The following is an 18,418-nucleotide window of genomic DNA, read 5'->3' on the forward strand; positions in this document are numbered from 1 at the left end:
GGGGCTGTCCTGCAGCCGTCGCTAGGCTGCCGCCATGGTCGAGACGCCTGCGCCGGGGGACACGCTGCGCGTCCGGTTCGACCTCGCCTACGACGGCACCGACTTCTCGGGCTGGGCGGCCCAGCCGCGGCTGCGCACCGTCGAGGGCGAGCTGTCTGCAGCCCTGACCACGGTCCTGCGGGCCCCGGACCCGGTGCGGCTCACCGTGGCCGGGCGCACCGATGCCGGCGTGCACGCCCGGGGCCAGGTGGCCCACGCAGACGTCGCCCTCCAAGCCTGGCAGTCCCTCCCCGGACGGTCCGACCGCGCACCGGCCGAGGCGGCGCTGTCGCGGCTGCGCGGGGTGCTGCCCCCTGACGTGGTCGTGCACTCCGTACGGGTGGCGCCGGAGGGCTTCGACGCGCGCTTCTCTGCGCTGCGGCGCCGCTACCTCTACCGCCTCTGCGACGACCCCACGTCAGCAGACCCGTTGCGGCGCCGCGACACCGTGCTGCACAGGCGGACCCTGGACGCCGCGGCCATGGACGAGGCCGCCCGGCGGATGGTGGGGCTGCACGACTTCGCGGCGTTCTGCCGGCGGCGGGAGGGCGCCACGACGGTGCGCACACTGCTGGAGTACTCGTGGCTGCGCCTGGACGACGGGACGCTCGTGGCGACCGTGGTGGCCGATGCGTTCTGCCACTCCATGGTCAGGGCCCTCGTGGGGGCGGTCGTCCCCGTCGGGGAGGGGCGTCGCGACGCTGCCTGGCCGACCGAGGTCATGGCGGCCGGGCGACGAGACCCCGCGGTGGGCGTCATGCCTCCGCACGGTCTGTCGCTGGAGCAGGTCGTCTACCCCGACGACGCCGGGCTCGCCGCGCGCGCCGCCGAGTCACGCGCCGTACGCAGCCTGCCCGGGGGTCCCGGCGAGGGGGACGGCGGGCGGGATGCGCCCGCTCAGGCGGTCTCGGGCAGCGGGGGACCGACGACCTCGAGCCCGTAGCGCGGCCCGACGACGTTCCAGCGCGCGATCTCCTCGCCCATCGGGCGGCCGTCGGCGCCCGGCAGCCGCCGTGCGGTGGCCGGGAGGCCCACCTCGTCGTAGAGGTCGAAGAGGTGCCCCGGGTCGGTGAGGCCGAGGAACCTGACGCCCTCGTCCCCGGTGACGCGGAAGGCGTGGGGGACGTGGGCGGGGAGCCAGATGAAGTCGCCCTCGGCCAGGTGGAAGATGTCGTCGCCGGCGCGGTAGGTCATGGTCCCGGACAGGATGTAGAAGGCTTCGGCCTCGCGGGTGTGGCGGTGCAGCGGCGTCGCCGTCCCGACCGGCTGGGTGACCAGGGCGACGCCGACGAGACCTCCGGACTCCTCGGCGGTGAGCAGGTGCTCGAACAGGCTGCCCATGGCCCAGGTGCCCCGGGCGCTGCCGGCGGGGCGGTGCACCACCTGCGAATCCGTCGTGCCGGACGGGTCAGTTGAATCATCCGCATCAGCGCGGCTCGCGATGGCGTCGACGTCGGACATGGAAGCCTCCTCGTCCATTTCGCCCGAACCAGATTCCGGCGAATATTGCTACGGTAGGTGGCGTGCCCGACACCGTCAAGACCCGCGCCTACCGCTCGACCGTCCGGGCGGAGAAGGCCCGGCAGACGCGCCGCTCGGTGCTCGCCGCGGCGCGGACCCTCTTCGTCGAGCAGGGTTACGAGCGCACGTCGGTGGCGCAGGTCGCCGCGGCTGCAGGCGTGTCCGTCGACACGGTCTATGCCGGCGTGGGACGCAAGCCCGAGCTCGCGGTCGCGGTGGTGGACATGGTCCTGGGGTCGTCCGACGAGCCCGTCCCCGCCGAGGAGCGTGACTACGTGGTCGCGGTGCGGGCCGCGGAGACCGCACGCGAGAAGATCGCGGTCTATGCCGGGGCCCTGCGCACCCTCGTCCCGAGGACGGCGCCGCTGCTCGAGGCGCTGCGACGCGCGGGCGAGACCGACCACGCCTCGGCCCGCGCCCACCAGGCGGTGATGGACCGCCGGGCGGCCAACATGCTCCTGTTCGCCCGCGACCTGCGGGCCACCGGCGAGCTGCGCGACGACCTCAGCGACCGGGACGTCGCCGACATCGTGTGGTCGACCAACGCTCCCGGCCACTGGCTGGCGATGCAGTCTCGTGGGTGGTCGGCCACGCGCTGGTCGGAGCTGCTCGAGGACCTGTGGTGCCGGGTCCTGCTCAGTCCGTGACGGCCGCGTATCCCGCCGCGTCGTGCACCGCGAGGCCGGCGAACGAGGGGGAACCCGCGTAGGCGGCGGTGATGCGGCTGAGCTGGGACTCCATCTGGGTCAAGCCCTGGCCGAAGAAGGTCTGCTTCACCTCGGTCGGGTCGGTGCCCAGGAAGGTGGTCTCCTGGCCGATCCGCACCTGGCGGCCCAGGTCGGCGCCTGCTTGGATCTCGTTGGCGGACAGGGCGATCGAGCCGTCGACCCCGTCGGCGAGGTTGCGGTAGGCCATCACCGTCACGGCGGTCGTGCGCCGTATGGTCTCGCGGTCGAGGGTCGAGCCGTTCGCAGCGATCTCGTCGTACCAGAAGGGGATGTCGGCCTCGATCGGCGCCGTCCCCGCGGCCGTGCGCAGCGTGTCGAGGGTGGAGAGGTAGCGCTTGACGACGGCCTTGCGGTTCGTCGTCCAGGCAGCGGTCGTGTAGGGCTCGATGTCGACGTGCACGCCGGTGAACAGGCCGGTCGCGAGCGCGGGCTTGAGCCAGCTGTTGACCACCCAGGTGGGGTTGTCGACCCAGCCGGGGTCGCCGCCCAGGGCGTCGACGCGCAGGCCCGCCTCGTCGGCCAGCTCCACGAGCCGGCGCAGCTGTGCGAGCTGCGGTGAGGTGCCCACGTTGGGGGGCACGGCGGCGTACAGCTGGCCGATGCCCCGAGTGGTGGCGAGGGCGACGACGGACTCGGGGTCGGAGGTGTCCCACACCCACATGGCGCGGGGTGCAGCCGGGCGGTCGGCGCGCGACGAGGTGGCCACCGCCGCGGTCGTCGACCGCACCGGCGCGGCCCCTGCGGCGGTGACGCCCACGGCGCCCAGGATGGCCACGAGGGCGACGATAGCCACGAGGCGCAGCGGGTGGGCGGTGCGGGGGGTCACGGGAGGTTCCTTTCGACGACCGCTCCATGCTCCGACGGCCGCACCGGTGCCCCTCGCCAACTTGGCCAAGGCTTTACGGTCGCCTCCACCGTTCGTCCAGGCAGGACTCGGGCGACCGGCGTGCGGGTGCCCGGGCGGGAAGGCGTGCGTCCGCGCGATATGAAGGTGACGGACGGGCGCCCCGTGCAGCAGGCTGGACCCGTGGGCCACATCGACGTCAACTCCGTCACCTTCGTCCTGCCCGACGGCAGGCCGCTGCTCGGCGGGGTCTCGCTGCGGGTGGGGGAGGGCGCCAAGGTCGCGCTCATCGGCCCCAACGGCACCGGGAAGACGACGCTGGGCCGGATCATCGCCGGTGACCTCGTGCCCCAGGACGGCGCGGTGACGCGCTCGGGTGGGCTCGGCGTGATGCGCCAGTTCGTGGGCCAGCTGCGCGACGAGTCCACCGTGCGCGACCTGCTCGTCTCGGTCGCCCCGGCGGCCGTGCGGGCCGCTGCCGCCGAGATCGACCGCACCGAGCTGGCGATGATGGAGCGCGACAGCCAGGACGACCAGATGGCCTACGCCCAGGCCCTGGTGACGTGGGGCGACGTCGGTGGCTACGACTACGAGATCCTCTGGGACGTCTGCACGGTCGCCGCGCTCGGCATGCCGTTCGAGAAGGCCCAGTGGCGCAAGGTCACGACGCTCTCGGGTGGCGAGCAGAAGCGGGTCGTCCTCGAGGCTCTGCTCCGCGGACCCGAGGAGGTGCTGCTGCTCGACGAGCCCGACAACTACCTCGACGTGCCCGCCAAGCGCTGGCTCGAGGACCAGCTGATCGCCTCGCCCAAGACGGTGCTGTTCGTCAGCCACGACCGCGAGCTGCTCGACCGCGTCGCCACCAGGATCGCCACCCTCGAGCCGGGGGGCTCCGGCTCGAGCCTGTGGGTGCACCCGGGCCGCTTCGCGACCTACCAGCAGGCGCGCGAGGACCGGAACTCCAAGCTGGAGGAGCTGGGCCGGCGCTGGGACGAGGAGCACGTCAAGCTCAAGGCGCTCGTCGTGATGTACCGGCAGAAGGCGTCCTACAACTCCGACATGGCCCCCAAGCTGCAGGCTGCCGAGACCCGGCTGCGGCGGTTCGTCGAGGCGGGTCCGCCCGAGGCGATCCCGTTGCGGCAGAACGTCCGCATGCGGTTGCAGGGCGGGCGCACCGCCAAGCGCGCCGTCATCGCCGAGGGCCTCGAGCTCACCGGCCTCATGCGGCCGTTCGACCTCGAGGTGTGGTTCGGGGAGCGCGTCGCCGTGCTGGGCAGCAACGGCTCCGGCAAGTCGCACTTCCTGCGCCTGGTCGCCGGCGGTGGCAGCGACCCCGATGCCGAGCACCGGCCCGTGGGGGACTTCGTGCCGAAGCCCGTGGCGCACGCCGGTCGGCTGCGGCTGGGGTCGCGCGTGCGCCCCGGGTGGTTCGCCCAGACCCACGAGCAGCCGTCGCTGACCGGGCGCACGCTCCTGGAGATCCTGCACCGCGGCGACGAGCACCGGGCCGGCAAGGCCCGCGAGGAGGCCGCCCGGGCGCTGGACCGCTACGGCCTGGCACGGGCGAGCGAGCAGACGTTCGACTCGCTCTCGGGTGGGCAGCAGGCGCGGTTCCAGATCCTGCTGCTCGAGCTGTCCGGCGCGACGTGCCTGCTGCTCGACGAGCCCACCGACAACCTCGACCTGCACTCCGCGGAGGCGCTGGAGGAGGGGCTGGCGGCGTTCGAGGGGACGGTCATCGCCGTCACCCACGACCGGTGGTTCTCGCGCGGCTTCGACCGGTTCCTCGTGTTCGGCGCGGACGGACGGGTCTACGAGAGCAACGAGCCGGTCTGGGACGAGGGGCGGGTGGCCCGCGCCCGCTGAGGGTGGTTCCCGCAGGTCAAGAGAGTGCAATTTCTTGCAGAAACTTGCACAGGCCCTCTGGCGGGGTGTCGGCGCCGCGCCCTAGGGTGGCCCGCGGTCCTCTGGCAGGTGGGCCACCTTCCGCAGCAAAGGAGCTGTCATGGCCCGCAGGCCCCTGGTCGCCGCCCTCAGCGGGGCGGCCCTCGTCGTCTCGGGACTGCTGGTCCCGCTCAGCGCGCTGCCGGCCCACGCCGCGCAGCGAACGGTGACCCTCGTCGGCTCCCTGCAGTCCGAGCTCGGCTGCGGCAAGGACTGGGACGAGACGTGCACCGCGACCGACCTCGCGCAGGTGGCCGGCACCACGACGTACGCCAAGGCGGTGACCGTCCCGGCGGGGACCTACGAGTACAAGGTCGCCATCGACCACAGCTGGGACGAGAGCTACGGCGCCGGCGGGACCAAGGGTGGCGCCAACCTGCCGCTGGTCCTCAAGGGCCCCGCGAAGCTCGAGTTCACCTATGACGACACGTCGCACCAGATCGGCGTGCGCCCGGTCCGGCTGTCGGGTCCGGCCACCCGGGCCGACCAGGCGTATGCCGGCGACTCGCTGCGCCAGCCGCTCACCAAGGAGCGCTACTACTTCGTCATGGCGGACCGCTTCGCCAACGGTGACAAGGCCAACGACCTCGGCGGGCTGTCGGGCGACCGGCTCAAGACCGGCTACGACCCCACCGACAAGGGCTTCTACCACGGTGGTGACCTCAAGGGGATCCAGGGCAAGCTCGACTACATCAAGGGGCTCGGCACGACGGCGATCTGGCTGACGCCGTCCTTCAAGAACAAGCCCGTGCAGGGCACCCCGGGCAGCGAAAGTGCCGGCTACCACGGCTACTGGATCACCGACTTCACCCAGGTCGACCCGCACCTCGGCACCAACGCCGACCTCAAGGCACTCATCGCCGCGGCGCACGCGAAGGGGATGAAGGTCTTCTTCGACATCATCACCAACCACACCGCGGACGTCATCAACTACCAGGAGCAGCAGTACACCTACCGCGACAAGACGGCCTTCCCCTACAAGGACGCGGACGGCACGGTCTTCGACGACAAGCAGTACGCGGGCAAGCCCGGCTTCCCGGCCATGGACCCCGCCACCTCCTTCCCCTACACCCCGGTCTTCACCAACCCCGGCGACGCGACGGCCAAGGTCCCGGCCTGGCTCAACGACCCCACCAACTACCACAACCGGGGTGACTCGACCTTCGCCGGCGAGTCCGCGGAGTACGGCGACTTCGTCGGCCTCGACGACCTGTTCACCGAGAAGCTGAACGTCCAGCAGGGCATGGAGGACATCTACAAGTCGTGGGTCGACTTCGGTGTCGACGGCTTCCGCATCGACACGGTCAAGCACGTCAACATGGAGTTCTGGCAGTCCTTCAGCCCCGCGATGCTGGAGCAGGCGCGCAAGGACGGCAACGACGACTTCTTCATGTTCGGCGAGGTCTACGACGCGCGCCCGTTATACATGTCGCAGTACACGACGACCGGCAAGCTGCCGGCGACGCTCGACTTCGGGTTCCAGGCGCAGGCCACCAGCTGGGCGCAGGGCAAGGCGGGCACCGACCTGCGTGACCTCTACGCCGACGACGACTACTACACCGACACCGACTCCAACGCCTACGAGCTGCCGACGTTCCTCGGCAACCACGACATGGGTCGCGTCGGCTTCCTCCTGCAGGGCAAGGACCCGGTCGGCCCGGCGCTGATGGCGCGGGTCGAGCTCGCGGACTCCCTCATGTACCTCACCCGCGGGCAACCCATCACCTACTACGGCGACGAGCAGGGCTTCGTCGGCTACGGCGGTGACAAGGACGCGCGGCAGGACATGTTCGCGACCAAGGTCGAGGACCGGACCAAGCCGGACGGCTCGGTCGACAAGGGTTACGCCTCGCAGCCCGTCCTCGGCGGCACCGCCGGGTCACAGGACCGCTACTCCACGAGCGCGCCGCTCTACCAGCACATCAAGGGGCTCGCGGCGGTCCGCGCGGCCAACCCGGCGCTGGCCGACGGCGCCCAGGTGCACCGCTACGCCAGCAACAACGCCGGCATCTACGCGTTCTCCCGCATCGACCAGGGCAAGCGGGTCGAGTACGTCGTGGCCGCGAACAACGCGACGACGACCTCGTCGGCGACCTTCGCGACCTACGGCCACAACCAGACCTTCACGCCCGTGTACGGCGCGAGCGGTGCGGTGCGCTCGGGCAAGGACGGCCGCGTGAGCGTGAGCGTCCCGGCCCAGTCGGTCTCCGTCTGGAAGGCGACCTCGCCGATGGACAAGCCGAAGTCGGCGCCCCCGGTCTACCTCACCTCGCCCGGTGCCGGCGACGTCGTCGGCGGTCGCGCCGAGATCGGCGCAGCCATCCCGGCCAACACCTTCGCCCAGGTGAGCTTCCTCTACCGCCCTGTCGGCACCACCGGCTGGAAGCGGCTGGGGACCGACGACAACGCCCCCTACCGCGTCTTCCACGACGTGACGGGCTTCGCCAAGGGGACCCTGCTGGAGTACCGCGCCGTCGCCAAGGACAGCGCGGGGCACCTGTCGGCCTCCTCGTCGTACGGCATCGTCGGCGGCCCCAAGGCCAGCGGCGGCGGCGACGGTGGCGGCGTGGGTCCGGTGACCCAGCCCGACAGCGTCAGCGTCCCCGGCGACCACAACAGCGAGATGGGCTGCGGCGGCGACTGGGACCCTGCCTGCCCGCAGGCGCAGCTGACCCTGGACCCCAAGGACCAGGTCTGGAAGGGCAGCTACACCCTCCCGGTGGCACCGCACGCCTACAAGGCCGCGATCGACAAGAAGTGGGACGAGAACTACGGGGCTGGGGGACGGTCCAACGGCGACAACATCAGCTACACCGTGCCCGCCTCGGGTCAGGTCAGCTTCTACTACGACCACTCGACGCACTGGGTGACCAGTGACGCCGAGGGCGACATCATCACCGCTCCCGGCTCGTTCCAGTCCGAGCTGGGCTGCCCCGCCGACTGGAGTCCTGACTGCATGAAGCCGTGGCTGCAGGACCCCGACGGTGACGGCACCTACACCTGGTCCAGCGACCAGCTCCCTGCCGGCACCTACGAGTTCAAGGTGGCCCACGGCCTGACCTGGGACGAGAACTACGGTGCGGGCGGTGCGCCGGGCGGCGCCAACATCTCCGTCACGGTGCCGGCCGACGGCATGGTCACCTCCATCTCCTACGACCTCGCGACCCACGAGACCACGACCAAGGTGGCCAGGGCAGGCTCGGCCCCCGACCTGACCAAGCAGCGTGCCATCTGGGTCAACCGCGACACGGTCGCGTGGCCGGCCGCGATGGTCCCGGACGGCGCCAACCCGGCGCTGCTGAAGTGGCGCCTGGCCTGGTCGCGCACCGGCGGCCTGACGGTCGACGCCGAGGACATCACCGGTGGCTCGTCCGCAGCGCTGCGCTACGACACGAAGGGGCTGCCCGCCGGCGTCGTCGCCGCGCACCCGGAGCTCAAGGGCTACCTCGCCCTGCGGCTCGACCGCGCCACCGCCGCGCAGGTGCCGGACATCCTCGAGGGCCAGGTGGCGGTGGGCATGTACGACTCCCTGAACCGGCTGCTCGACGCCACGGGTGTGCAGACCGCCTACGTGCTCGACGACGTGTACGCCGCCGCGGCGGCCAAGCGCGCGTACGGCGTCAGCTTCGCCGGGACGAAGCCGTCCTACCGCCTCTGGGCGCCCACCGCCCAGAAGGTCAACGTGCTCACCTGGGAGCCCGGCTCCGCGGCCGACGCCCCGACGAGCGCCGCGACCCGCACGGCGATGAAGCGGGCCGACGACGGCTCGTGGTCGGCGACGGCGGGCACGCGCAACTCGCGCTACCTCTACGAGGTCACGGTGTGGGTGCCCACGACCGGGAAGGTGGAGACCACCCAGGTCACCGACCCGTACTCCGTTGCCCTGACACTGAACTCGACCAGGTCAGTTGCCGTGGACCTGGGCGAGGCGGCCTACCGGCCCTCGCTCTGGTCGACGACGAAGGCTCCCGCCCTCAAGCAGGACGTCGACTCGACGATCTACGAGCTGCACGTGCGTGACTTCTCCGTCGGCGACCCGACGGTGAGCGGGGAGAACCGCGGCTCCTACCTGGCGTTCGCGGAGAACGGCAACGGGACCAAGCACCTCAAGGCGCTCGCAGCTGCCGGGCTCAACACGGTGCACCTGCTGCCGACCTTCGACATCGCCTCGATCGAGGAGGACCCGGCCAAGCAGGTCAAGCCCGCCTGCGACCTGAAGACCTACGCGCCCGACAGCGAGCAGCAGCAGGCGTGCATCGAGCCGACCCGCTCCGGGGACGCCTTCAACTGGGGCTACGACCCGTGGCACTGGATGGCGCCGGAGGGTTCCTACGCCTCCACGCCGGCCAAGGCCGACGGCGGTGCCCGTGTCGCGGAGTTCCGCACCATGGTCGGTGCGCTGCACCAGGACGGGCTCCGGGTCGTCCTCGACCAGGTCTTCAACCACACCCCGACCTCGGGGCAGGCCTCGACCAGCGTCCTCGACAAGGTCGTCCCCGGCTACTACCAGCGCCTCAACGCCTCCGGCGCGGTGGAGACCTCGACCTGCTGCCAGAACGTCGCCACCGAGCACGCCATGGCGCAGAAGGCCATGGTCGACGCGGTCGTGCTCTGGGCCAAGCAGTACAAGGTCGACGGCTTCCGGTTCGACCTCATGGGCCACCACAGCAAGGCCAACATGCTCGCGGTGCGTTCGGCGCTCGACGCCCTGACCCTCGCGAAGGACGGGGTCGACGGGAAGAGGGTCTATCTCTACGGCGAGGGCTGGAACTTCGGCGAGGTGGCGAACAACGCCCGCTTCGAGCAGGCCACCCAGGGCCAGCTCGGCGGCACCGGCATCGGCACGTTCTCCGACCGCCTCCGTGACGCCGTCCGCGGCGGTGGCCCCTTCGACGACGACCCCCGCACGCAGGGGTTCGGCAGCGGCGAGGCCACCGACCCCAACGGTGACAGCGCCGCAAACCCTTCAGCCGCAACGCGGTTGAAGCACGACACCGACCTCGTCCAGCTCGGGATGGCGGGCAACCTGCGCACGTTCTCCATGCGGCTCAACGAGAACGGCCAGGTCGCCCAGGGCAAGGACGTCGACTACAACGGGGCCCCGGCCGGCTACGCCGACCAGCCCGACGAGGTCATCAGCTACGTCGACGCGCACGACAACGAGACCCTGTTCGACAGCCTGGCGTTCAAGCTGCCGCAGGCCACCTCGATGGCCGACCGCGTGCGGATGAACTCGATCTCGCTGGCGACCACGGCACTAGCCCAGACGCCGTCGTTCTGGCACGCGGGCGCCGACCTGCTGCGGAGCAAGTCGCTCGACCGCAACAGCTACGACAGCGGTGACTGGTTCAACACCCTCGACTGGACCGGGGCCGACAACGGCTTCGGGCACGGGCTGCCGCTCAAGGGCGACAACGAGGCGAAGTGGCCGTACATGAAGCCGCTGCTGGCAGACTCCGCCTTCAAGCCGTCGGCGAACGAGGTGCAGTCCGCGACGGCGCAGGCGCAGGAGCTGCTGCGACTGCGGTTCTCCACGCCGCTGTTCCGGCTGGGTTCGGCGAGTGCGATCAACGCCAAGGTCAGCTACCCCGCCAGCGGCACCGCAGACTCGCACGCCGGCGTCATCGCGATGCGCATCGACGACACGGTCGGCACCGACGCCGACCCTGCCCTCAAGGGCCTGGTGGTCGTCATCAACGCCTCGCCCGACGCCGTCACGCAGAAGGTGCCCGGCCTGGCCGGTTCGAGCCTGTCGCTCTCGCCGGTGCAGGCCAGTGGCGCCGACACGGTCGTGAAGGCCTCGACGTGGGACGCGGCGTCCGGTTCGGCGACGGTGCCGGCACGCACGGTGGCGGTGTTCGTGCAGCACTGACCGGGCTCACTCGGCCCAGTGCCCGGCACGTCTCGAGGTGGTGGCAGACCGTCCTTTCCCGAGGGGAAGGAGACGGTCTGCCACCACCTCGGCGTTCCTGGTTCCTACTGCGTGAGGACCACGTCGCTGCCGGTGAGGGTCGCGCGGAACCCGTCCTGCTCGACCTTCACCCCCGTCAGCCGCACTCCTGCAGGTAGTCCGGTCACCGTGTGGCGGATCGTCACGAGCTTGCGCGCCGCGGTCGACAGGGCGGAGTCGAGCAGTTCGGGACCGCCGAGGTCGACGCTTGCGGGGACGATGACGAGCTGGCCGTTGCCGGCGGTGACCGTGGCGGTGGCGCGGACGGCGAGCCGTCGGCCCAGGACCGTCTCGGTCCGCCGCACGCCGACGCGACCGCCGCCCGCGTCGTAGAGCTCGACGTTGTTGCCGATCTGCCGGGCGACCGTGGCGAAGGGGAAGACCGCGTCGAGGTCGAGCCGTTGCGCACGCAGGCCGTCGGTCGTCAGGCGGACGCCGGCGCCGCGGGCGGTGACGTCGGTCATGGGACCGTCCGACGTCAGCACGCGGCTGCTGGACAGGTCGACGTCAGCCAGCCACGTCTCGCCCTTGGCGACCGATGCGGGTGCAGGGACGGCCGGGGGAGTGGACGGCGTCGCAGGGGCGCGCGTGGAAGGCGCCGCGTCGGCCACCGGCAGCGAGGCGACCACGAGGACGGCGGTGACGGCCAGGGCCACGAGGGTGGCCAGGACTCCGGCGAGGAAGGCGCGCATGCGCCCAGTCTGGGTGCTCGCGCGACCTGCTGCCTCGACGTCGGCGACGGCCTCGCCCCGCCCTCACGTGCCCGCCGAGGGCCGCCTGCCTGCCCTCACGTGCCCGTCGAAGATCGCTTGGCCGGTCCGTCGTCTTGGGCTCCCGGGCTCCCGGGCCCTCGGGCTCCCGGGCCCTCGGGCTCTCGGGCTCTCAGGGGGAGGAGGGGTCAGGCGGGAGTGGTGGCGGGGGTGGGTTCGGCGGTGTCTTCGGCAGTGGGGTCGGTGCTGGTGCGTTCCTGCCGGATGGCCGGGAGGTAGAGCGCCGCGCCGAGGATGCTGAACGCACCGGCCGCGATGATGGCCGTGGTGGTGCCGGCGTGCTCGGCGAGGGGACCGAGGACGAGCAGGCCGAGGCTGTAGCACCCACCGGCGACCATGGAGTTCATCGAGAGCACCGTGGTGCGGTTGCGTGGCTGCGCCTGCCGGTGGAGCAGGGTGCTGTGCACCGGGCCGCCCGAGCCGTGCAGCGCGTAGGTGATGAGGAACGCGGTGACGAGCCCGACCGGGCCGGCCATGAGCCCCATGACGACGACGAAGCCGCCGTTGAGCACCCGCGCCACGAGGGCCGTCCAGCCGACGCCGACACGACGGCTGGTGAGCCCCGCGGCGGCGGAGCCGACCGCGAACAGGCCCCACGCGGCCGCCGACACCGGGCCCATGAGGGCGCCTGCGCGGGTCTCGCCGCCGGCGACCTCGGCGAGGCGCACCGGCATGAGGGTCTCGAAGGCGATCATGCCGATGGACCAGAAGACCTCGACCAGCACCAGGGCCAGCAGCACCCGCGAGGTCCGCAGGGTGCGGATGCCGTCGACGACGACAGCCGGTGCCTGCCTGACGGACAGCAGCGCCCGCCGGAAGCCGGTGGAGTCGACGTGGGTTCGCGGCTCGCGCACCAGCAGGGACACCGCGACCAGGTGGAGCACGAGGAAGCCGATGGCGCACCAGTACGGGAACTCCAGGGCGGTCATCGACCGCACGGGGTGCCAGGCGATGAGGCCACCCGAGAGCAGCGCGCCCGAGGCGATGGCGAGGCCGAGCACCACCCCGGCGCGCGAGAGCGCGTCCTCCACCCTGGTGGTGGGGTCGTCGGCGTGCGCGGTGTCGACGTACCAGGACTCGAGCGGCCCGGAGTCGAGCGCGCGGAAGACCCCCTGCAGCAGCATGGCCACGACGAAGGCGGTGAAGGTGTGCGCGGTGATGAACAGCAGGGCCGACAGGAGGGCCACGACTGCCGAGGCCACGAGCACCGGGCGCCGGCCGAGGGCGTCGGCGAACCCACCGGTGGGCAGCTCGAGACCCAGCACCACGAAGCCCTGCATCGAGAAGATCACGCCGATCTGGGCGAGGCTCATGTGGCGCTCGAGGGCGAGCAGCGTGACCACGCCGATGATCAGCCCGCCCGGGAACCAGCGGGTGAACGTCAGCAGGAGCAGGACCGCGCGGGCGCGGCGGGCGGTGAGGGGGGCGTGGGTCATGACTGCTCCGTTCCTCGCGGTACGCGGTCGAGGTCGAGGGGGTAGGTGGCGGTGTAGACGGCCAGGCGTCGCGCGTTGGGGTTGCCCTGCCCGACGCGGCGGTAGCGGGCGATGAGCTCGTCGAGCTCGGCCTTGAGCTCCTCGACCTGGGCGGCCGTGGCGACGATGAAGGAGTCGTTCATGCCCACGGCGTCGCGCCACTCGGTCGGCCAGGTGCCTTCGACGTCGAGCCACCGCTCGAACTGCTCGGAGAAGTGCCGCGTGTAGTCGCGAACCAGCCAGTTGAGTGCGGTCTCGGAGTCCTCGTCGCCGACGAAGTCGCTCGGCTCGAACTGGTGGCTCTCGGTGGCGGCCTGCCACAGCCGTCGCTTCCCCTCGCCCTCACCGGTGTCGCTGACCAGGCCGACCGACTCCAGCTTGCGCAGGTGGTAGGAGGTGGCCCCCGAGTTGGTGCCGAGGGCGGCCGCGAGGTCGGTGGCGGTGGCCGGGCCCCCGATGCGCAGCCTCGACAGCAGCCGCGAGCGCAGGGGGTGGGCCAGCACCTTCAGGGAGGCGGCGTCGAGCCGCATGCCCGTCAGGCCGGCGCTCGTCTGGGGGGTGGAGCGGGAGGGGGTCTCGGAGGCCATGCGTGCACAATACCTGTGCACACTCTGTTTGCACAAGAGTTGGGCACGACGGAGTCCCTGTCACGTTTGCGCAGGTCAGGGGGCGTGCGCGGGTGTTCCCAGAGCGATTTGGGCGCTGGTCGCGCCACCCGTAAACTTGATCACTGTTGTGCCGTGCGCCCTCGCAAGGCGACACACCAGCGCCTCGGGCGCCCACGGCACACCGTTCCTTCCCAGCAAGCAAAGGGCCAGTACATTGCGCACTTTCACCCCGAAGCCGGCCGAGGTCACTCGGACCTGGCACGTCATCGACGCCACGGACGTCGTCCTGGGTCGCCTGGCGAGCCAGACCGCGATCCTCCTGCGCGGCAAGCACAAGACCACCTTCGCGCCGCACGTCGACGGCGGTGACTTCGTCATCATCGTCAACGCCGACAAGGTCGCCCTCACCGGCGCCAAGCTCGAGCAGAAGAAGGCCTACCGCCACTCGGGCTTCCCGGGCGGCCTGCGGAGCACCTCCTACACCGAGCTCCTCGCCAAGAGCCCCGAGAAGGCCATCGAGAAGGCCGTCCGCGGCATGCTCCCGAAGACCACCCTGGGGCGCGAGCAGCTGACGCACCTCAAGGTCTACGCCGGTGGCGAGCACCCCCACCAGGCGCAGCAGCCCAAGCCCTTCGAGATCTCACAGGTCGCGCAGTAAGTCCGCAAGGACCTGTGCAAGAAAGCGAATTGAGGACATCACGTGGCTGACACCACCGAGAACATCGACTCGACCGACGAGGTCGAGCTCACCGAGTACACCTCCGAGTCCGAGGGCCCCGTCTCCGGCGAGGCCGTCCGTCGCCCCAGCGCGTCGGCTCCCGGCGCCGCGACCGGTCGTCGCAAGCAGGCCATCGCCCGCGTGCGCATCGTCCCCGGCACCGGTGAGTGGAAGATCAACGGGCGCACGCTCGAGCAGTACTTCCCCAACAAGGTCCACCAGCAGATCGTCAACGAGCCGCTCACGCTGCTCGAGCTCGACGGTGCGTACGACGTGCTCGTGCGCGTCCACGGTGGTGGCCCCTCCGGCCAGGCCGGCGCGGTCCGCCTCGGCGTCGCCCGCTCGCTGAACGGCGTGGACGAGGAGCTGAACCGTCCGGCACTCAAGAAGGCCGGCTTCCTCACCCGCGACGCCCGCGTCCCGGAGCGCAAGAAGGCTGGTCTCAAGAAGGCCCGCAAGGCGCCTCAGTACTCGAAGCGCTGATCCCGGCCGGGCGCCATACCCGGCGCCCACTGGATCGACCCGAAGGCGGCACCCCACAACGCGGGTGCCGCCTTCGGCGTCTGGGGGAGTAGGTTCGCCCAGACGCCTCCTGCCGCGTGCCGATGCCGATCCCGGTATGCCGCGAGCACCTCCGTTCGTCGAAAGGCTCTTCCTCCATGGCACGACTGTTCGGGACCGACGGGGTCCGCGGCCTCGCCAACGTCGACATCACCGCCGAGCTCGCCCTGCGGCTGAGCGTCGCCGCGGCACACGTCCTCGGCGACGAGGCGCGCAAGCACGGTCGTCGCCCCAAGGCCGTCGTCGGGCGCGACCCGCGGGCCTCCGGCGAGTTCCTCTCGGCCGCGGTCATCGCCGGGCTCGCCTCTGCGGGCGTCGACGTCTACCACGCGAACGTGCTGCCGACCCCGGCCATCGCGTTCCTCACCGCCGACACCCACGCCGACTTCGGCGTCATGCTCTCGGCGTCGCACAACGCCATGCCCGACAACGGCATCAAGTTCTTCGCGACCGGTGGGCACAAGCTCGACGACGCGATCGAGGACGAGATCGCTGCGCTGCTCGACCAGGACTGGGAGCGCCCGACGGGGGCCGACGTGGGCCGCGTCGTGACGATGCCCGACGGCCACACGCGGTACATCTCCCACCTGCTGGCCGTGCTGCCCCACCGGCTCGACGGGGTCTCGGTCGTCATCGACGGCGCCCACGGCGCCGCGAGCTCGGTCTCACCCGAGGTGTTCCGGCTCGCGGGGGCGACGGTCCACGAGATCGGCACGGAGCCCGACGGCCTCAACATCAACGACGGGTACGGCTCGACCCACCTCGACCACCTCAAGGCGGCCGTGCTGGCCCGCGGGGCGGACCTCGGGATCGCGCACGACGGGGACGCCGACCGCTGCCTGGCCGTGGACGCGGCCGGCACCGAGGTCGACGGCGACCAGATCATGGCGATCCTCGCGGTCGACATGAAGCAGCGCGGCGTGCTGGCGCAGGACACCCTCGTCGCCACCGTCATGAGCAACCTCGGCCTCATCCAGGCCATGGAGCGTGAAGGCATCACCGTGCGCCAGACCGGCGTCGGCGACCGCTACGTGCTGGAGGAGATGCGCGCTAGCCAGCTGTCCCTGGGGGGAGAGCAGAGCGGGCACGTGATCTTCCTCGACCACGGCACCACCGGCGACGGTGTCCTCACCGGGCTCATGCTGGCGGCTCGCATGGCCTCGACCGGGCGGTCCCTGGCCGACCTGGCGGCCGTCATGCGCCGCCTGCCGCAGGTGCTCGTCAACGTCAAGGGCGTCGACAAGTCCCGGGTCGAGAGCGACGAGGAGCTGCAGGAGGCCGTGGCCAAGGAGGAGGCGGCGCTCGCCGGCTCCGGCCGGGTGCTGCTGCGCAAGTCGGGCACCGAGCCGGTCGTGCGCGTCATGGTCGAGGCGGCCGAGGAGGACGAGGCCCACGCGGTCGCGGGACGCCTGGTCGACGTCGTCAAGGAGCGCCTCAGCCTCTAGGGTTGCGCACCTTTGACGGGTTGTCGCCGTCAGCCCTCGTGCAGCAGGTCGTCCACGATGTGCCGCGCGATCTCGAACGCGCTCGTCGCCGCCGGTGACGGTGCGTTGAGAACGTGCACGACCCGGCCTGACCGCTTCACCAGGAAGTCGTCCACGAGGCTGCCGTCGCGCCGTACGGCCTGGGCCCTGACGCCAGCGGGGGCCGGCAGCAGGTCCTCGTCACGCAGCTCCGGCACCAGTCGGCGCAGGCTGTCGGCGAACCGGTGTGCGGACAGCGACCGTGCCATCTCGTGCGCACCTGTCCGGAGGTGGCGGGCGGCGAGCCGCCAGGAGCCGGGGAAGGCCAGGGTGTCCCGCAGGTCGGGCCACGAGGCCGTGCCCCAGGTGTAGCCCTCACGGGCGAGGGCGAGGACAGCGTTGGGCCCGGCGTGCACCTCGCCGTCGATGCCCCGGGTCAGGTGGACCCCGAGGAACGGCAGGTCCGGGTCAGGCACCGGGTAGACCAGCCCGCGCACGAGGTGCGTGGCAGCGGGGGCGAGCACGCGGTACTCACCCCGGAAGGGGACGATCCGGGTGTCGGGCTCGTGCCCCAGCCGGCGGGCGACCACGTCGGCGTGCAGCCCCGCGCACGCCACGACCAGGTCGGCCGGGAGGTCGCCCCGGGTGGTGCGGACGGTGACGCCGCCGCGGGCGCCCATCCCCGCCGTACCGAGCGCCGGCGCAGCAGGCGTCGAGGTGCCGAGCACCTCGACGCCCAGCAGCAGCGTGGCGCCGTACGCCTCCAGCCGGCGGACGAGGGCCGCGCAGACCCTGCCGTAGTCCACGACCCCCGTCTCGGCGACGTGCACGGCGGCGAGCGCATCGACGTGCGGCTCGTGCTCGCGCGCCCCTGCAGGGTCCAGCTCGGTCACTGTCAGGCCGTTCTCGCGACCTCGTGCGGCAAGCTGCCGGAGCCGCGGCAGCTCGTCCGCCCTGGTGGCCACCACGAGCTTGCCGCACACCTCGTGCGGGATCCCCTCGGCGCGGGCGAACTCGACCATTAACGTCGCACCCGCCCGGCACAGGCGCGCCTTGGCCGAGCCCGGCGGGTAGTAGAGCCCGGAGTGGATGACGCCGCTGTTGCGCCCGGTCTGGTGACGGGCCCAGCCCGGCTCCTTCTCGACCACGGTCACCTCGGTACCGGGCCGGGTGCGGCACAGGCGCTCGGCGACGGCCAGGCCGATGATGCCGCCGCCGACCACGACGACGCGCTGGGACCTGGACATGCCCCCAACCTAGGTCCAAGTGGTGGAACCCACCGAAACCGAGGGAATGGTCCCCAGGGGCCCGCGGTTGCCCCAGAGGTACCCATCCCCGACAGGCAGGACCACCATGCCCTTCGAAGCAGTGAACGAGACGCTCTACACCACCGCCGCCTCCGCCCAGGGTGGGCGCCAGGGACGGGTCAGGAGCGAGGACGGGGTCGTGGACCTGCCGCTCGGCAAGCCCGGCAGCACGAGCAACCCCAAGGCCAACCCGGAGACGCTGTTCGCGTCCGGCTACGCCGCCTGCTTCAGCGGTGCCCTGGCTGCGGTGGCCCAGAAGGAGGGCATCGACGTCAGCACCTCCACCGTCACCGCGAACGTCGAGTTCGGCAGCACCGACACCGGCTTCGGCCTCGCGGTCGCGCTGACTGCCGACGTCCCGGGTGTCGACGACGCGACCGCGCAGAAGCTCGCCGACGCTGCCCACGAGGTCTGCCCCTACTCCAAGGCGACCCGCGGCAACATCGACGTCACCATCACCGGCAAGGGCGCCTGAGCGACCCGGCCGCCC

Annotated in this window: 14 protein-coding genes; 8 read left to right on the plus strand and 6 right to left on the minus strand. The window is 71.6% G+C overall.

Annotated elements, in window-relative coordinates:
- Positions 1-34: 34 nt before the first annotated feature.
- Complete coding sequence (locus ASG70_RS07925) at positions 35-982, plus strand: tRNA pseudouridine(38-40) synthase TruA (protein ID WP_235531399.1); 948 nt, start codon at positions 35-37, stop codon at positions 980-982.
- Here the strand turns inward: ASG70_RS07925 and ASG70_RS07930 are convergent.
- A complete protein-coding gene (locus ASG70_RS07930; protein WP_162253898.1) occupies positions 937-1,500 on the minus strand; it encodes a cupin domain-containing protein in 564 nt (187 codons plus the stop codon). The genes ASG70_RS07925 and ASG70_RS07930 overlap by 46 nt on opposite strands.
- A gap of 62 nt (positions 1,501-1,562) precedes the next feature.
- On the opposite strand from ASG70_RS07930, the gene ASG70_RS07935 reads away from it, so the two are divergent.
- Entirely contained in the window at positions 1,563-2,207 is a 645-nt protein-coding gene (locus tag ASG70_RS07935; RefSeq protein WP_056883321.1) for a TetR/AcrR family transcriptional regulator, read from the plus strand.
- Here ASG70_RS07935 and ASG70_RS07940 read toward each other — a convergent pair.
- Positions 2,197-3,114 (minus strand): hypothetical protein, encoded by a 918-nt coding sequence (locus tag ASG70_RS07940; protein WP_056883322.1) that lies wholly within the window; start codon positions 3,112-3,114, stop codon positions 2,197-2,199. The two genes, ASG70_RS07935 and ASG70_RS07940, sit on opposite strands and share 11 nt — an antisense overlap.
- A gap of 201 nt (positions 3,115-3,315) precedes the next feature.
- On the opposite strand from ASG70_RS07940, the gene ASG70_RS07945 reads away from it, so the two are divergent.
- On the plus strand, positions 3,316-4,998 hold the full coding sequence (locus tag ASG70_RS07945; RefSeq protein WP_056884067.1) for an ABC-F family ATP-binding cassette domain-containing protein: 1,683 nt from the start codon (positions 3,316-3,318) through the stop codon (positions 4,996-4,998).
- Positions 4,999-5,137: 139 nt separating this feature from the next.
- A complete protein-coding gene (gene pulA / locus ASG70_RS07950) occupies positions 5,138-10,948 on the plus strand; it encodes a pullulanase-type alpha-1,6-glucosidase (protein ID WP_056883323.1) in 5,811 nt (1,936 codons plus the stop codon).
- A gap of 104 nt (positions 10,949-11,052) precedes the next feature.
- On the opposite strand, the gene ASG70_RS07955 is transcribed toward pulA, so the two are convergent.
- The 3 genes from ASG70_RS07955 to ASG70_RS07965 form a co-directional block, all read right to left on the minus strand.
- The gene (locus ASG70_RS07955) at positions 11,053-11,718 is read right to left on the minus strand and encodes an LmeA family phospholipid-binding protein (protein WP_056883324.1); all 666 of its coding nucleotides are present in this window, start codon (positions 11,716-11,718) and stop codon (positions 11,053-11,055) included.
- Between the two features lie 206 nt (positions 11,719-11,924).
- Positions 11,925-13,232, minus strand: a complete 1,308-nt coding sequence (locus tag ASG70_RS07960; protein WP_056883325.1) for an MFS transporter — start codon at positions 13,230-13,232, stop codon at positions 11,925-11,927.
- The gene (locus tag ASG70_RS07965) at positions 13,229-13,858 is read right to left on the minus strand and encodes a helix-turn-helix domain-containing protein (RefSeq protein WP_082590331.1); all 630 of its coding nucleotides are present in this window, start codon (positions 13,856-13,858) and stop codon (positions 13,229-13,231) included. The genes ASG70_RS07960 and ASG70_RS07965 overlap by 4 nt, the downstream gene beginning before the upstream one ends.
- 235 nt (positions 13,859-14,093) lie before the next feature.
- Here ASG70_RS07965 and rplM point away from each other — a divergent pair, with 235 nt between their 5' ends.
- The 3 genes from rplM (at position 14,094) to glmM (ending at position 16,603) form a co-directional block, all read left to right on the plus strand.
- On the plus strand, positions 14,094-14,537 hold the full coding sequence (gene rplM / locus ASG70_RS07970; RefSeq protein ID WP_056883326.1) for a 50S ribosomal protein L13: 444 nt from the start codon (positions 14,094-14,096) through the stop codon (positions 14,535-14,537).
- Positions 14,538-14,579: 42 nt separating this feature from the next.
- Entirely contained in the window at positions 14,580-15,080 is a 501-nt protein-coding gene (gene rpsI, locus ASG70_RS07975; protein WP_056883327.1) for a 30S ribosomal protein S9, read from the plus strand.
- 176 nt (positions 15,081-15,256) lie between these two features.
- On the plus strand, positions 15,257-16,603 hold the full coding sequence (glmM, locus tag ASG70_RS07980) for a phosphoglucosamine mutase (protein ID WP_056883328.1): 1,347 nt from the start codon (positions 15,257-15,259) through the stop codon (positions 16,601-16,603).
- A 29-nt stretch (positions 16,604-16,632) separates the two neighbouring features.
- On the opposite strand, the gene lhgO is transcribed toward glmM, so the two are convergent.
- The gene (gene lhgO, locus ASG70_RS07985; protein ID WP_056883329.1) at positions 16,633-17,868 is read right to left on the minus strand and encodes an L-2-hydroxyglutarate oxidase; all 1,236 of its coding nucleotides are present in this window, start codon (positions 17,866-17,868) and stop codon (positions 16,633-16,635) included.
- A gap of 106 nt (positions 17,869-17,974) precedes the next feature.
- On the opposite strand from lhgO, the gene ASG70_RS07990 reads away from it, so the two are divergent.
- Complete coding sequence (locus ASG70_RS07990) at positions 17,975-18,403, plus strand: organic hydroperoxide resistance protein (protein WP_056883330.1); 429 nt, start codon at positions 17,975-17,977, stop codon at positions 18,401-18,403.
- Positions 18,404-18,418: the final 15 nt, after the last annotated feature.

Source organism: Phycicoccus sp. Soil748 (genome assembly GCF_001428025.1).
GTDB lineage: Bacteria > Actinomycetota > Actinomycetes > Actinomycetales > Dermatophilaceae > Pedococcus.

Excerpts from the sequence above, each read along its gene's own strand:
- ASG70_RS07990 (WP_056883330.1), top strand. The coding sequence starts at position 17,975 with ATGCCCTTCGAAGCAGTGAACGAGACGCTCTACACCACCGCCGCCTCC.
- ASG70_RS07965 (WP_082590331.1), bottom strand. The coding sequence starts at position 13,858 with ATGGCCTCCGAGACCCCCTCCCGCTCCACCCCCCAGACGAGCGCCGGC.
- glmM (WP_056883328.1), top strand. The coding sequence starts at position 15,257 with ATGGCACGACTGTTCGGGACCGACGGGGTCCGCGGCCTCGCCAACGTC.
- ASG70_RS07955 (WP_056883324.1), bottom strand. The coding sequence starts at position 11,718 with ATGCGCGCCTTCCTCGCCGGAGTCCTGGCCACCCTCGTGGCCCTGGCC.
- ASG70_RS07925 (WP_235531399.1), top strand. The coding sequence starts at position 35 with ATGGTCGAGACGCCTGCGCCGGGGGACACGCTGCGCGTCCGGTTCGAC.
- ASG70_RS07960 (WP_056883325.1), bottom strand. The coding sequence starts at position 13,232 with ATGACCCACGCCCCCCTCACCGCCCGCCGCGCCCGCGCGGTCCTGCTC.
- ASG70_RS07930 (WP_162253898.1), bottom strand. The coding sequence starts at position 1,500 with ATGTCCGACGTCGACGCCATCGCGAGCCGCGCTGATGCGGATGATTCA.
- lhgO (WP_056883329.1), bottom strand. The coding sequence starts at position 17,868 with ATGTCCAGGTCCCAGCGCGTCGTCGTGGTCGGCGGCGGCATCATCGGC.
- pulA (WP_056883323.1), top strand. The coding sequence starts at position 5,138 with ATGGCCCGCAGGCCCCTGGTCGCCGCCCTCAGCGGGGCGGCCCTCGTC.